This is a genomic window from Streptomyces sp. CA-179760 (assembly GCF_050937045.1).
Classification (GTDB): domain Bacteria; phylum Actinomycetota; class Actinomycetes; order Streptomycetales; family Streptomycetaceae; genus Streptomyces.
Window position 1 is genome coordinate 2019958 of sequence record NZ_JBNJLZ010000001.1, and the last position, 13421, is coordinate 2033378.

At 71.4% G+C, this 13421-nt stretch carries 15 protein-coding genes; 5 read left to right on the forward strand and 10 right to left on the reverse strand.

The features are described 5' to 3' along the window. Nucleotides 1-99: 99 nt before the first annotated feature. Nucleotides 100-1122, forward strand: coding sequence for a PAC2 family protein (locus ACQEV8_RS08960; protein WP_432958812.1), 1023 nt, complete (start codon nt 100-102; stop codon nt 1120-1122). Between the two features lie 64 nt (nt 1123-1186). Here the strand turns inward: ACQEV8_RS08960 and mshC are convergent, their stop codons facing one another. The 4 genes from mshC to ACQEV8_RS08980 form a co-directional block, all read right to left on the reverse strand. Further along, a complete protein-coding gene (gene mshC / locus ACQEV8_RS08965) occupies nt 1187-2416 on the reverse strand; it encodes a cysteine--1-D-myo-inosityl 2-amino-2-deoxy-alpha-D-glucopyranoside ligase (protein WP_432958814.1) in 1230 nt (409 codons plus the stop codon). 94 nt (nt 2417-2510) lie between these two features. Further along, on the reverse strand, nt 2511-3341 hold the full coding sequence (locus ACQEV8_RS08970; protein WP_432958816.1) for an SCO1664 family protein: 831 nt from the start codon (nt 3339-3341) through the stop codon (nt 2511-2513). After that, entirely contained in the window at nt 3305-3895 is a 591-nt protein-coding gene (locus tag ACQEV8_RS08975) for a DUF3090 domain-containing protein (protein WP_432958818.1), read from the reverse strand. The genes ACQEV8_RS08970 and ACQEV8_RS08975 overlap by 37 nt, the downstream gene beginning before the upstream one ends. 78 nt (nt 3896-3973) lie before the next feature. Further along, nucleotides 3974-4660: a histidine phosphatase family protein gene (locus tag ACQEV8_RS08980; protein WP_432958820.1), complete on the reverse strand. Its 687-nt coding sequence runs from the start codon at nt 4658-4660 to the stop codon at nt 3974-3976. Nucleotides 4661-4721: 61 nt separating this feature from the next. Here ACQEV8_RS08980 and ACQEV8_RS08985 point away from each other — a divergent pair, with 61 nt between their 5' ends. Beyond that, the gene (locus ACQEV8_RS08985; RefSeq protein WP_432958822.1) at nt 4722-5717 is read left to right on the forward strand and encodes a magnesium and cobalt transport protein CorA; all 996 of its coding nucleotides are present in this window, start codon (nt 4722-4724) and stop codon (nt 5715-5717) included. A gap of 12 nt (nt 5718-5729) precedes the next feature. On the opposite strand, the gene ACQEV8_RS08990 is transcribed toward ACQEV8_RS08985, so the two are convergent. Both ACQEV8_RS08990 and ACQEV8_RS08995 read right to left on the reverse strand, forming a co-directional pair. Further along, entirely contained in the window at nt 5730-6518 is a 789-nt protein-coding gene (locus tag ACQEV8_RS08990) for a ferritin-like domain-containing protein (RefSeq protein WP_432958824.1), read from the reverse strand. A 229-nt stretch (nt 6519-6747) separates the two neighbouring features. After that, on the reverse strand, nt 6748-7803 hold the full coding sequence (locus ACQEV8_RS08995) for an LLM class F420-dependent oxidoreductase (protein ID WP_432958826.1): 1056 nt from the start codon (nt 7801-7803) through the stop codon (nt 6748-6750). Nucleotides 7804-7915: 112 nt separating this feature from the next. Between ACQEV8_RS08995 and ACQEV8_RS09000 the strand changes: the two genes are divergently transcribed. Next, on the forward strand, nt 7916-8902 hold the full coding sequence (locus ACQEV8_RS09000) for an aldo/keto reductase (protein ID WP_432958828.1): 987 nt from the start codon (nt 7916-7918) through the stop codon (nt 8900-8902). Nucleotides 8903-8996: 94 nt separating this feature from the next. Here the strand turns inward: ACQEV8_RS09000 and ACQEV8_RS09005 are convergent, their stop codons facing one another. Beyond that, nucleotides 8997-9230 (reverse strand): hypothetical protein, encoded by a 234-nt coding sequence (locus tag ACQEV8_RS09005; RefSeq protein ID WP_432958830.1) that lies wholly within the window; start codon nt 9228-9230, stop codon nt 8997-8999. A 9-nt stretch (nt 9231-9239) separates the two neighbouring features. Between ACQEV8_RS09005 and ACQEV8_RS09010 the strand changes: the two genes are divergently transcribed. Beyond that, complete coding sequence (locus ACQEV8_RS09010) at nt 9240-11132, forward strand: helix-hairpin-helix domain-containing protein (RefSeq protein ID WP_432958832.1); 1893 nt, start codon at nt 9240-9242, stop codon at nt 11130-11132. Nucleotides 11133-11194: 62 nt separating this feature from the next. Here the strand turns inward: ACQEV8_RS09010 and ACQEV8_RS09015 are convergent, their stop codons facing one another. Further along, nucleotides 11195-11917: a hypothetical protein gene (locus tag ACQEV8_RS09015; protein ID WP_432958834.1), complete on the reverse strand. Its 723-nt coding sequence runs from the start codon at nt 11915-11917 to the stop codon at nt 11195-11197. A gap of 47 nt (nt 11918-11964) precedes the next feature. Here ACQEV8_RS09015 and ACQEV8_RS09020 point away from each other — a divergent pair, with 47 nt between their 5' ends. Next, nucleotides 11965-12153 (forward strand): DUF5703 family protein, encoded by a 189-nt coding sequence (locus ACQEV8_RS09020; protein ID WP_010045410.1) that lies wholly within the window; start codon nt 11965-11967, stop codon nt 12151-12153. 79 nt (nt 12154-12232) lie between these two features. On the opposite strand, the gene ACQEV8_RS09025 is transcribed toward ACQEV8_RS09020, so the two are convergent. Continuing rightward, nucleotides 12233-13039, reverse strand: coding sequence for a chaplin family protein (locus tag ACQEV8_RS09025; protein ID WP_432958836.1), 807 nt, complete (start codon nt 13037-13039; stop codon nt 12233-12235). Nucleotides 13040-13170: 131 nt separating this feature from the next. Beyond that, entirely contained in the window at nt 13171-13404 is a 234-nt protein-coding gene (gene chpH, locus ACQEV8_RS09030) for a chaplin ChpH (RefSeq protein WP_030608446.1), read from the reverse strand. Between the last annotated feature and the right edge of the window lie 17 nt (nt 13405-13421).

Sequence of the window (13421 nt, forward strand, 5' to 3'; positions counted from 1 at the left end):
AGTGATGGGGTCACTCCCCCTGCGAGGGGGCTGCGGGCGCCCCCTTGGCACGCCGTAAGGTTGGGGCGTTCGCGAGGGTACGTCGGAAGGAGGCACTGGGTGATCGAGCTCGAGGGGGTTCCCGAGCTGGTCGACCCGGTCATGGTGGCCGCGTTCGAGGGCTGGAACGATGCCGGCGACGCCGCCTCCACCGCGGTCGCGCATCTGGACAGGGAATGGAAGGGCGAGGTGTTCGCGGCGCTGGACGCCGAGGACTACTACGACTTCCAGGTGAACCGCCCCACGGTGTTCATGGAAGCGGGCGTCCGCAAGATCACCTGGCCGACGACACGGCTGTCGGTGGTCCGGGTCGGCGGGGACAAGCCACGCGACCTGGTTCTCGTGCGGGGCATCGAACCGTCCATGCGGTGGCGCTCGTTCTGCAACGAACTGCTGGGCTTCGCGCACGAACTGGGCGTGGAGCTGGTGGTCGTCCTGGGCGCCCTGCTCGGCGACACTCCGCACACCCGGCCGGTTCCGATCAGCGGCACGACGTCCGACGCGGACCTGGCCCGCCGGATGGACCTGGAGGAGACCAAGTACGAGGGCCCCACGGGCATCGTGGGCGTCCTCCAGGAGGCCTGCACACACGCGGGCGTACCCGCCGTCTCGCTGTGGGCGGCGGTACCGCACTATGTGTCGCAGCCGCCAAACCCGAAGGCCACGCTGGCTCTCCTGAACCGCCTGGAGGACCTGATCGACGTGCGCATCCCGCTGGGCGAGCTGCCCGAGGACGCGCGCGCCTGGCAGGTGGGCGTGGACCAGCTGGCCGCCGAGGACAGCGAGGTCGCCGAGTACGTCCAGTCGCTTGAGGAGGCCCGGGACACCGCCGAGCTGCCGGAGGCCTCGGGCGAGGCCATCGCGCGCGAGTTCGAGCGCTATCTGAGACGCCGGGACGGCGGCGGACCGACCGCCTCCGGCGGACACGCGACGGCGGACGGCAGCGACAGCACGAACTACCTGCGCGACAGCCCCAGCGGCCGTACGCGACCGCCGAAGCCGCCCAGGGCAGGCACGGACGACGAGGAGTCCTCGGCCCAGCCCAAGCCGGGCACGGACGACGAGGAGTCGTCGGAGGACTGAGGCACGCAAGCACAGCGCGAGGGGCGCCTCCCGGCCGGGAGGCGCCCCTCGCGTCCGTCCTCGGCTAGAGCGCGACGCCGAGCAGCGCGTCCACCGCGCGGGAGACAACACCGGGTGCGCCGATGTCCGTACCGCCGCTCTCCTCCTGGAGGGCGGCCCAGCGATCGACCGCGACGAGCGCGGCCGGGGCGTCCAGATCGTTCGCGAGGGCCTCGCGGATCTCCTCCACGAGCGCCTCCGCGGGCGGGCCGTCGGGCCGGGACACGGCGGCGCGCCAGCGGCCGAGCCGGGCGACGGCGTCCCGCAGGACCTGGTCGGTGTACTCCCAGTCGGCGCGGTAGTGGTGGGCGAGCAGCGCGAGCCGGATGGCGGCCGGGTCGACGCCGTCGTGCCGGAGCTTGGAGACGAAGACCAGGTTGCCCTTGGACTTGGACATCTTTTCGCCGTCGAGGGCGACCATGCCGGCGTGCACATACGCCTTGGCCATGGGGAACTCGCCGGTGAGGGCCTGGGCGTGCGAGGCGCCCATCTCGTGGTGCGGGAAGGCGAGGTCGGAGCCGCCACCCTGGATGTCGAAGCCCATGCCGAGATGGTCGAGGGCGATGGCCACACACTCGATGTGCCAGCCGGGCCGTCCGCGCCCGAGCGATCCGCCGTCCCAGCTGGGCTCGCCCTCACGGGCCGCCATCCAGAGCATCGGGTCGAGGGGGTTCTTCTTGCCCGGCCGGTCCGGGTCGCCGCCGCGCTCGGCGGAGAGCAGCCGCATCGCCTCGGCGTCGAGGTTCGAGACCTTGCCGAAGTGCGGGTCGGACTCGACGGAGAAGTAGACGTCCCCTTCGAGTTCGTACGCCGCGCCGGCGTCCCGCAGCCGCTCGACGAGCGGGACGATGCCGGGTATCGCCTCGACGGCGCCTATGTACTGCCGCGGCGGCAGCATCCGCAGGGCCGTCATGTCCTCCCGGAAGAGGACCGTCTCCTTCTCGGCGAGGGCGGCCCAGTCGATGCCGTCGCGCTGTGCTCGCTCCAGGAGCGGGTCGTCGACGTCGGTGACGTTCTGGACGTAGTGAACCTGACGCTTGGTGTCGAGCCACACGCGCTGCACGAGGTCGAACGCGTTGTACGTCGCCGCGTGTCCCAGGTGGGTGGCGTCGTACGGGGTGATGCCGCAGACGTAGATACGGGCGACGGGACCGGGGTCGAGGGTGACGAGGCCGCCGGTCGCGGTGTCGTGGATCCTCAGGTCGCGGCCCTGACCAGGCAGGGCGGGGACCTCGGAAGCGGGCCAGGCATGCATGTCATGAGCGTAACCGGACTGAAGTTCCATATACGAATGGGAGCGGTCCGGACGGCCGAGAAGGCGTTCTTGCGCGACCTCGGCCTCTGTGCTTCTACACGGGTGGCCAGGGAATCGCCGGCCACTCCCCGCTCGGCTCCGGATGCTTGCCCGAGGCGAGCAGCGCACCGACACGCGCGCGTACGGCGTCGATCTCGGCGCCGGTGATCAGCGGTTCGAGCCGTGCGGTGAGGGACCCGCCTTCGGCCAGGTCCTTCCTGAGGCCCTCCAGGACGTCGGCGGCCTCCCGCGTGAACGGCTCCCCCGCCCAGCCCCACAGCAGGGTCCGCAGCTTGTTCTCGGCGTTGAAGGTCACTCCGTGGTCGATCCCGTACAACCGCCCCTCGCCGGTGGGCAGCAGGTGCCCGCCCTTGCGGTCGGCGTTGTTGATCACGGCGTCCAGCACCGCGAGCCGCCGCAGCCGTTCGTCGTCGGCGTGCACGAGCAGCGCGGTCCGTCCCTCCCCGACCTCGGCGAACCCGATCGCCTTCCAGCCCGGTTCGGGTTCCTCCCCGTCGACCAGCGCGAGCAGCTCGGCGTCCGGCGCCGCCTCGATCCACAGCTGGCACATGCCCTCGCCGTAGGGCCCGTCGCGCAGCACGGTGGGCGGGACGAGGCTCCAGCCGGTCGCCTCGGAGACCTCGTACGCGGCGACCTCGCGCTGGGCGAGCGTCCCGTCGGGGAAGTCCCACAGGGGCCGCTCCCCGGCGACCGGCTTGTAGACGCAGGCCGCTTCCCGGCCGTCGTACGAAACCGTGCAGTACAGGGCGGCGTTGGAGGCGTCACGGATGCGTCCGCGTACGGTGAGTTCGCCCCGGGCGAGCAGCTCGGCGGGGTCCTCGGGAGGCGTCACGCTCCGCGGCGGTATCCGTTCTGGCGCGGACATACGTGTCCTTCCGGGTCGAGCGGGAGGCTGCACAGCGGGCACGGCGGCCGCCCGGCGTTGACGACGTCGAGGGCACGCTTGGCGAAGGCCCTCGCCTGCGCGCCGGTGAGCCGCACCCGCAGCATGGGCGGCCCGTTCTCCTCGTCCTGGAGCAGCCGCTCCTCGGCCTCGGCGAGGTCCTCCTCGGAGTCGGCGTCGAGCTCGACGAGCGCCTGCGCCTCGACGATCATGAGCTGCTCGTCGCCGTCCCAGGCCAGCGCCATGGTGCCGACCCGGAACTCCTCTTCGACGGGGGTGTCCAGCGGGGCGCTGTCGTTGACCTCCGTCGGTGCGACGGCGGGGACGGAGGCGCTCCCGCCGCTACGGCGTACGACCTCGTCGAGCAGTTCGTCCATCCGCTCGGCGAGCGCGGCGACCTGCGTCTTCTCCAGGGCCACGCTGGTCACCCGGGAGCCGGCGGTGGCTTGGAGGAAGAACGAACGGCGCCCGGGCAGTCCGACCGTGCCGGCCACGAAACGCTCCGGATGGTCGTAGAGGAACACCTGACGGGACACGTCCTGTCTCCATTGGAATCGTGGGGGCCGTGTGACCACGGCACTGCTGCGACCGCTTCACCCTACTGCGGCGGACGATCACGGTGCGCCCGCACCACCCCCGACTTGGGCGTCGTCGCCCGGCGGTTCCTCGCGCGGCACCAGGGCCGTGAAGTCGCCGGTGTCGCCGAGGCGGACGAGGAACGGTCGCAGTCGTGTGTAACGGATCGCGGTGATGGAACACGGTTCAACGGAAATCCGCTGGAAGAGGTCCAGATGAAGTCCGAGTGCCTCGGCGACGAGCGACTTGATGATGTCGCCGTGCGAGCACATGAGGTAGACGGCGTCGGCGCCGTGGTCGCGCTCCACGCGCGCGTTCCACTCTCGTACGGCCTCGGCGGCACGCGTCTGCATGGCCCGCATCGACTCGCCGCCGGGGAAGGCCGCCGCGGACGGGTGCGCCTGCACCACCTCCATCAGGGGCTCGTCCTTGAGCTCGGCGAGCTTGCGTCCGGACCAGTCGCCGTAGTGGCACTCGCCGATGCGCTCGTCGGTGTGCGGGTTCAGTTCCGGCCGGGCCGCCAGCAGGGGAGTGATCGTCTCCTGGCAGCGCTGGAGCGGGCTGGTGACGATTTCGGCGAGGGGCAGTTCGGCGAGCCGTCCGGGCAGCGCGGCGGCCTGCGCGGCACCGCGTTCGTCGAGGGCGACACCGGGCGTCCAGCCGGCGAGCAGTCCCTCGGTGTTGGCGGTGGAGCGTCCGTGCCTGACGAGGATCAACGTGGGCATGCGATCCAGCGTAGGCGCACGCGCGCGTACGGTGTCGTTCGAGTGACAGGAGACTTGCTTCGTGATCGTCGACTGTGCCATCTACCGCGACGGACACCGGACGGAGGGGCCGGAGGACTTCTCCGACGCCCTGGGTGAGGCCCGTGACGCGGGAGGTTTCGTCTGGATCGGGCTGCACGAGCCGACGGAGCGCGAATTCGACCATGTCACCCGGGAGTTCGGCCTGCACCCGCTGGCCGTCGAGGACGCCCTCAAGGCCCATCAGCGGCCCAAGCTGGAGGTGTACGACGACTCGCTCTTCGTCGTCCTCAAGCCGGTGGTGTACGAGCCGCGGAGCGACACCGTCTCCACCGGCGAGATCATGATCTTCCTGGGCGACTCGTTCGCGGTCACCGTCCGGCACGGCGAGGGCGCCCCGCTCAAGGCCGTACGCAACCGGCTGGAGCAGGAACCGGAGCTGCTGGGCACCGGCCCCACGTCCGTGCTCTACGCGATCGCCGACGCCGCCGTCGACCACTACCTGGACGTCGCGATCGAGCTGCAGGCCGACCTGGAGGGGCTGGAGGCGGAGGTGTTCTCGCCGCTGGACGGCGGCTCACGGAACACCGCGTCCCGGATCTACGCCTTCAAGCGCCAGGTCCTGGAGTTCCGCCGGGCGACCGGGCCACTGGCCCTGCCGGTGAGCCGGCTGGCGGGCACGGCACAGTCCGGTGCGACGGTGCCGTTCGTGGACGACCGGGCCCGGCCCTTCTTCCGGGACGTCGGCGACCACCTCACCCGCGTGAACGAGTCCGTGGAGGGCCTGGACCGGCTGGTGTCGGACATCCTCTCAGCGCATCTGGCGCAGATGAGCGTGCGGCAGAACGACGACATGAGGAAGATCTCCGCGTGGGCGGCCATGGCCGCGATCCCCACGATGGTCGCGGGGATCTACGGCATGAACTTCGAGCACATGCCCGAGCTGCGCTGGGAGTGGTCCTACCCGGCTCTCATCCTGCTGATGGTCGTCCTGGAGGTGCTGGTGTTCCGCCTGTTCAAGCGCCGGGGGTGGCTGTAGAGCCGGGTGGTCTCAGGCGAACTCGGGTGCCGCGGAGGCCGGGCCGCCGAGCGCGTCACGGCGCTCGGGCATCTCCAGGGACACCATCCGGCGCCAGCCGCCCAGCCGTTCGTAGGCGTACATCGCGTGGATGCCCGCCGCCAGCACCGCCGACTTGGCCTTCGACCAGCCCAGGATGCGGCCCATGTTCGCCATGACCGCGAGGCTGACGTCCCGGTAGATCCGGATCTCGGCGAGCGCGCACTCGCGCAGGGTCCGCTGGATGGCCCGGCCGTGGCCGGCGTAGGCGAAGCGCAGCAGTTCCTCGTGGCAGTAGGCGAGGTGGTTGTCCTCGTCGCCCGAGATCTGCTTGACCGCGCGGCCGATGTCGGGGTCGTCCGCGAAGTGCTTGCGGAGCAGGTCCATCTGCTCGGAGGCGCGCTGTTCGGTGACCCGGCTGTGCGAGAGGTACGTGACGATGTCCTGGACCGCGAGCCGCTCGTCGCGCCCCAGCTGCTCGTGCGCGAGGCCGATGCCGTTCTTCTCCAGGAGCATCGTGTAGTCGGTCTCCGGCGGGACCGGGACGGGGTCGAGGCCGCGCTTCTTCATCAGGGCGTTGAAGATCCGTCCGTGCTTGTCCTCGTCGGCGCCATGGCGGGTGATCTTGGGGGCGAGTTCTCGCTCGCTCTCCGGAACGAGCGCGGCGATCCGGGCGTTCTCCCAGCCGCCCTGGGACTCGCCGCTCGCGGCGATGGAGCAGAACAGGGCGAAGGACTCGTCGTTGGCGAGGATCTCCTGGAACAGACTCTTGGCCGAAAGCATCGTGGGCACCTCTCCCGCGCGCGTGCGCGTGCTGCAGGATTCCGCAGTTTCCGCAAAGAACGAGTCAAGTGCGGGCTGCGTGGTGCTGCAACAGGTGCGACGGACAACTCCGCCAAATGGAGGACGTAACCGTCGGCGGCTCCCCGCGTTGTTCTGCGTGACGGCCGTGGCGGGGAAGACCCCCGAGCCCCCACCACGGCCGCAGAAATCTCCGTCGGGCTCAGCCGTGTCAGGCGAGCCCGGCGCGCTCCAGGGCCTCCGTACCGGCGCGGAGCGACGCGATCCGTTCGTCGAGCGTGAAGCCCGCCGGGGCCAGGGTGAGCGTGGTGACACCGGCCTCCGCGTAGGCCTTCATCCGGTCCGCGATGCGCTCCACGGAACCGAGCAGGGTCGTCTTGTCGATCAGGTCGTGCGGCACGGCGGCCGCGGCGCCCTGCTTGTCGCCGGACAGGTACTTGTCCTGGATCTCGGCGGCTTCCTTCTCGTAGCCCATGCGCTGGGCGAGCTGGTTGTAGAAGTTCTGCTTGCGGCTGCCCATGCCGCCGACGTACAGCGCGGTGTAGGGGCGGAAGGTGTCGGCGAGGGTAGCCACGTCCTTGTCCTCGCCGAGGGCCAGGGGCAGGGTCGGGCAGATGTCGAAGCCCTCGAGGGTCTTGCCCGCCTTCTCGCGGCCGGCCCGCAGGTACTGGATCGCCGTGTCCTCGAGGTGGTCGGCGGAGGGGAAGATCAGCAGGGCGCCGTCGGCGATCTCGCCGGTCTGCTCAAGGTTCTTCGGGCCGATCGCGGCGATGTAGAGCGGGATGTGCTCGCGCTGCGGGTGAACGGTCAGCTTGAGGGGCTTGCCCGGACCGCCCGGCAGCGGCAGCGTCCAGTGCTGTCCCTCGTACGACAGGCGCTCGCGCGTCATGGCCTTGCGGATGATCTCGACGTACTCACGCGTGCGTGCCAGCGGCTTGTCGAACTTGACGCCGTACCAGCCCTCCGAGACCTGCGGGCCGGAGACGCCGAGGCCGAGCCGGAACCGGCCGCCGGAGAGCGAGTCGAGGGTGGCGGCCGTCATGGCGGTCATCGCGGGCTGGCGAGCGGGGATCTGGAAGATGGCGGAGCCGACGTCGATCCGTTCGGTCTGGGCGGCGACCCAGGTCAGTACGGTGGCGGCGTCGGATCCATAGGCCTCGGCGGCCCAGCAGACGTCGTATCCGAGCCGGTCGGCCTCCTGGGCGACGGCCAGATTGTCCGCGTCCATGCCGGCACCCCAGTAGCCGAGGTTGATACCGAGCTGCATCCCGATTCCCCTTACCCATCAGTAACGTGCCTTGTCCGCAGACCATAGCGCGCGGAAATCGGTGGTCCACAGCCCCCCACACCGTAGGTTATGGCCAGTAATCTCGGCGTTCATGGAGCAGAGGCATCTCGGCCGCACCGGCCTTCGTGTGTCCCGGATCGGGCTAGGCACCCTGACCTGGGGGCGGGACACCGACGAGCACGACGCCGCGGACCTGATGAAGACGTTCTGGGAAGCGGGCGGGACCCTCGTCGACACCGCGGACGTGTACGGCGACGGAGAAGCCGAGTATCTGCTCGGCAGGCTCATAGACGGCCTGGTGCCCCGCCGGGACCTGGTCATCTCGACCAAGGCCGGCAGCGTACCGGACCCCGACCGCCGCTTCGACGGCTCCCGTGGCCATCTGCTCTCCGCGCTGGACGCCTCGCTCGCCCGGCTCGGTACCGGCTACGTCGACCTGTGGCACATACACGCCTTCGACCCGGAAACCCCGCTGGAGGAGACCCTCCAGGCCCTGGACCTCGCGGTCACGAGCGGCCGTGCCCGCTACGCCGCCGTCTCCAACTTCTGCGGCTGGCAGCTGGCCAAGGCCGGCACCTGGCAGCTCGCCTCCCCCGGCACCCGGACCCGGCTGGCGGGTACGCAACTGGAGTACTCGCTGCTCCAGCGCGGCATCGAGCGCGAGGTGCTGCCGGCCGCGCTGGACCTGGGCATCGGCCTGCTGCCGTCCTCTCCACTGGGGCGTGGGGTGCTGACGGGCAAGTACCGGGGCGACACGACTCCGTCGGACTCGCGCGGCGCCTCGGAGCACCTCGCCCCGTTCGTCGCTCCGTACCTCGACGACACGGCGAGCCGCATCGTGGACGCCGTGACGACCGCCGCCGACGGCCTGGCGGTGACGCCGCTCCAGGTGGCCCTGGCATGGGTCCGTGACCGGCCGGGCGTGGCCGCTCCCGTCGTCGGCGCGCGCAACGCGCAGCAGCTCACGGCCGCGTTGTCAGTGGAGGCCCTTAGTCTTCCTGACGAGATCTGCCGGGCGCTCGACGATGTGTCGGCGCCTGTGCACCGCTATCCCGATCACGACTGGAGCACGCTGTGAGCACGGAGCCGGAGACCACGGAGGACGCCGAGCCGGGGACGCCGACCGGTGGTGCGGAGACCGAGGAGGCCCAGGAGGAAGCGGCCGACGCCGGTCAGGTGTCCGAGGCCGAGGCCGAACTGCGGGCCCAGCAGGCCGAGCGGGAGCGCATCGAGCAGCGGAAGGCCGAGAAAAAGGCACCGATCGAGAGCGGCACCAGGCTGAGCGGCAAGGCCGCCGATCTGCTCGCCGCCGTACGGGCCGTGGAGAGCGGCGAGAAGCCGGCGGCCGCGGCGTTCGAGGAGCCCGCGCCCGCCCCCGCCGCTCCGCACCGGAGCCGGTACGGCAAGCGCGGCCGGTGCCGTCGACCGAGACCGTCGCCGCGTCGTCGGCTCCCGCGCCGGAGGCGGTGCAGGCCGTGCGGCGGGTGCTCGGCGAGGGCGGCGCCCCGGAGACAATCGCGCCACAGGTGGCCGAGGCACTCGGCGAGGGTGCGGACGAGCGGCTGCGCGTCGACCCATGGCAGTTGCTGCGGGTCGCCGGCGTGCGGCCCGAGCAGGCCGACGGGTTCGCGCGGGCGCTGCTCGGCGCCGAGTGCGGCCCGGACGACGAGCGACGGGGCCGGGCCGTCACCGTCTGGCTCCTGGAGCAGGCCGCGCTGGCCGGGCACACCGCCCTGGAGATGCCGGTGCTTCTCGCGGCCCTGGCGCAGCGGGGCGTTCCGGAACCCGACAGCGCGGTGCAGGACGCTATCGCGGAGGGTGACGCGCTGGTCTTCCAGGACGCCCTGGAAGAGACCGGTGCGCCGGCCCGGGCGAAGCAGGAGGACTCGGAGGACGACTCCGAGGAGGACGAGGAGCGACCGGTCCGTGTCCTGATCGGGCTCGAGCGGTACGCCCTCGCGGAGGAGAGCCTGGCCGACGGTCTGGCCCGGCTGGTCAACTCGGCACCCAAGCAGGACGGTTCGGCCGAGGAGTGGGAGCGGGTCGCCGCAGCGGCCCAGGGATCGGCGGGTGAGCTGCTCCGCGCGGTCGCCGCTCATGGCCTCGTCCTGCACACCGGCGGGGAGGCGTCCCTGGCCGAACCGGCCGCACTGCTGACCGCCGCGCACTCCCTCGGGCTGCGCGCCTGGGCGGCCGCCCATGGCCCGATCGGCCGGAACCGTTTCGCGGCTCTGCTGCGACAGATCGGCGGGACTGCGGGCGAAGCGGCGGCCGCACCCGAGCAGCCCGACGCGCCTGACGGGGACGTGCCCGACCGCCACCGGACGGCCGACGCCCCCTCCTCCATGGCCGATCTCCCCGTCGCCACCGTCTCCGGGCTGCTCGCCGGCCTCGAAGGGCCCGGCCGGGATGCCGAGGGGGCGCTGGATCTCGATCTGCTCGTCGTGCTCGACGCGCCGCAGCTGGACGTCGAGACGGCGGCGCTGCTGACGGAGTCGCTGCCCGACGGGGCGCGGCTGGTGCTGGCCGGGGATCCGGCGGCGCTGTGGTCCGTGGGGCCGGGGCGGGTGTTCGCGGATCTGCTCGCGGCGCGGATCTGCCCGCAGATCGCCTCGCGGCGGCCCGATCCCGGGCCGCTCGGCGAGCTGGTCTCGGGTATCGGCATCGGCGAGCTGAACCAGGTCGAAGCGCCCGGCAAGGAGGTCGTGATCGTCCCCGTGCGGGACGCGGGCGAGGCGGTGCACCGTGCGGTGCAGCTCGTCGTCGACTCGGTGCCGCGGGCGATCGGCGTACCGGCCGAGGAGACGCAGGTGATCACACCGGGCCACGGCGGCGCCGTCGGCACCCGCGCGCTCAACACGGCGTTGAAGGAGCGGCTCAACCCTGGCCCGGGCCGCTTCGGTGGCTTCGACCCCGGTGACCGGATCGTCTACTCCCCCGCGCCGGGCCGTGCGCTGCCGGGCCGTGTGGTGAAGGCGGACGCCGAGGGGCTCCACCTCACGTGCGAGGGCGACGCCGTCGTCGTGCGGAAGGAGCGGGTGGAGCAGTCCGTACGGCACGGGTGGGCGCTGACCGCGCACCAGGCGGTGGGAAGCAGGTGGCCCGCGGTGGTCGTGGTGCTGCCCGGCGACGCGGCGCAGGCGCTCAGCCGTCCCTGGGTGTACACGGCGTTCGGGCGGGCCGACCGTCATCTGTCCGTGGTGCACGGCGTGGAACAGGCGTTGCACAGGGCCGTGGCCGAGGTTTCGGCGAAGCCCCGGACGACCCGGCTTCCGGTGCTGCTCGCTCCTCAGATCGGCAGCGACTGACAACGGCGGTGGTCACGGGGCCGTCCCCGTGACCACCGCCGTCGGGTGGCCGGCGGGTCCGCTCAGCGGCGGTCCGCGTCCAGGCGCTCCAGGTCCTCGTCCTCGTCCAGGTCGGTGTCGAGGCCCTCCTCCAGGTCCTCCCCGTCGTCGTCTTCTTCGTCGTCTTCTTCGTCATCGTCGTCCTCGACGTCGTCGAAGACGGCACTGACGTCGAAGCGGCAGACCACCTGCTGCGGATCGACCTGCTCGAAGGGGGCCTCCAGCCACTCCCCGGGGTCGGCCGGATCGTCCGCCGCCATCACCCAGAGCGTGGAGTCCCCCTCCTCGAGTCCGAACTCCTTGTGGCGGGAGGCGATCTCGTCGGGCTCGAACTCGCCGAACAGCAGGCCGAGTGCGCCATGGGTCGTCCCGGAGGCGGCCGGACCGTCCTCGCCTTCGGCGGCCTCGATTCGCTGTGCCTGCGCCAGGAGACGCTGCGGCTCCGCCACCGCGTAGTCACGGCGGATCAGTACGCTCAGCGCGTTCGGTTCCTCAGGTCCCGCGTACGGGGGCAGCGCGTCCTCCGCACCGGGGATCTCGAAGGGGGTGACCTCGTCGTATCGGTCGTAGAGCAGTTCGTCGTACACCTCTGCGGCCGCGGCCAGCTGGTTGAACGCCTCGTAGACGGCCGGGTCGTCCTCTCCCGACCTGCCTTCGACCGCGGCCAGGTGGCGGTCGAGCGCGGTCTTGACCGCCTCGGCGGCGGCGCGTACCTCGGCAGCGGTGGGCTGCGCAGCATCAGACATAGTGCAGACGCTATCCGTACCAGGCCCCAGCCCGCACAATAGATGCGATGCCGGAATACGAATTTGTCGACGTGTACGTACCGCGCGGGGTCTCCCGCAAGGAAACGGCACGTCTGCTGACGGACCACGCCGAGTACGGACACTGGGAGTTGCACCGTCTGAGCCTGCTGCGCGACGGCAGCCGCAAGGTGCGGTTGCGCCGGCGGATCATCCGCCAGGTGCGGGCCACGTGGTGAGCTGAGACGGCGCACCGGGAGATGGCATACACGGGAGCGGGCCCCGCATCGGCGGGGCCCGCTCCGTTTGCCGTGGGGGTCAGGCCGAGGCACGCGCCTTGCGGTAGAGGACCGCGCCCGCCAGCAGCGCGCCCGCGCCGGCCGGCAGGGTGAGGCCGAGCGGCAGGCCGCTGCCGGTCTCCGCGAGCTGGGCGTCGCCCTCGGGCTGGGTGACGAACTGGCCGCCCGGCTCGTTTCCGGGGTTCTCGGGGTTGCCCGGGTTACCGGGCTCACCCGGGTTACCGGGCTCACCGGGGTTGCCAGGCTCACCCGGTTCGCCGGGATTTCCGGGCTCCCCCGGCTCACCCGGGTTACCGGGCTCACCCGGTTCGCCGGGGTTACCGGGCTCACCCGGATCGCCCGGCTGCCCGGGCGGCGTCTCGTATCCGCCGCCGGGCGGGTCGGTGTGACGCCCGCCGGAACCGTTCGCACAGTCGTTGCCCGTGCTGGAGTTGCCGACGCCGATGACGTCGACACTGTTGCCGCAGGCGTTGACCGGCACGTGGATAGGCACCTGGACGTGATTGCCCGAGCCGACGCCGGGCGAGTCACTGGCGTGACCGCCCGCCTGCGAACCGCCGTGGCCGCCCGACGGCGATCCACCGCCCTTGTTGGCACACGAATTGCCCACCGACGGGTTGAGGACGCCGATGACGTTGACCGTGTTCCCGCAGACGTTGACCGGCGCGTGCACCGGCGCCTGCACCGTGTTCCCGGAGAGCACGCCGGGCGAGCCCGAACTGGAGCCCTGCGCGCCCGAGTCGGCGTAGGCGGAGCCGCCCGCGGCGGCGATCACGCCGGTCGCGGCCGCCACGGTCATCAGACCCTTGCGGGTGACCTGTCGCATTGCTGAATACCTACCTTCGGCCCTGTCTCGAATTCTTCTCGAATTACTCGAAAGAAGCGTTCGGTCCCGGAGCGCATGGCACGCGCTCCGGGACCGATGGCTTTTGAGCTCCCCTCAGAGAGGGGAAAGCATCACTTGTTGATGCAGGTGTTGCCGAAGGCGGGGTTCAGCAGCCCGATCACGGAGACCGTGTTGCCGCAGACGTTCACCGGGACGTGAACGGGCACCTGAACAACGTTGCCGGACAGGACACCCGGGGAGTGCACGGCGGCACCCTGGGCACCCGAGTCGGCGACGGCCAGGCCCGCGCCCGCGAGAACCAGCCCACCGGTGGCAGCCGCAGCAGCGACGACCTTCTTGATCATTATTCCTCCTAGTTGGC

Excerpts from the sequence above, each read along its gene's own strand:
- ACQEV8_RS09025 (WP_432958836.1), bottom strand. The coding sequence starts at position 13,039 with ATGCGACAGGTCACCCGCAAGGGTCTGATGACCGTGGCGGCCGCGACC.
- chpH (WP_030608446.1), bottom strand. The coding sequence starts at position 13,404 with ATGATCAAGAAGGTCGTCGCTGCTGCGGCTGCCACCGGTGGGCTGGTT.
- ACQEV8_RS09020 (WP_010045410.1), top strand. The coding sequence starts at position 11,965 with ATGCCGGAATACGAATTTGTCGACGTGTACGTACCGCGCGGGGTCTCC.
- ACQEV8_RS09000 (WP_432958828.1), top strand. The coding sequence starts at position 7,916 with ATGGAGCAGAGGCATCTCGGCCGCACCGGCCTTCGTGTGTCCCGGATC.
- ACQEV8_RS08970 (WP_432958816.1), bottom strand. The coding sequence starts at position 3,341 with ATGTCCGCGCCAGAACGGATACCGCCGCGGAGCGTGACGCCTCCCGAG.
- ACQEV8_RS09015 (WP_432958834.1), bottom strand. The coding sequence starts at position 11,917 with ATGTCTGATGCTGCGCAGCCCACCGCTGCCGAGGTACGCGCCGCCGCC.
- ACQEV8_RS08980 (WP_432958820.1), bottom strand. The coding sequence starts at position 4,660 with ATGCCCACGTTGATCCTCGTCAGGCACGGACGCTCCACCGCCAACACC.
- mshC (WP_432958814.1), bottom strand. The coding sequence starts at position 2,416 with ATGCATGCCTGGCCCGCTTCCGAGGTCCCCGCCCTGCCTGGTCAGGGC.
- ACQEV8_RS08995 (WP_432958826.1), bottom strand. The coding sequence starts at position 7,803 with ATGCAGCTCGGTATCAACCTCGGCTACTGGGGTGCCGGCATGGACGCG.
- ACQEV8_RS08990 (WP_432958824.1), bottom strand. The coding sequence starts at position 6,518 with ATGCTTTCGGCCAAGAGTCTGTTCCAGGAGATCCTCGCCAACGACGAG.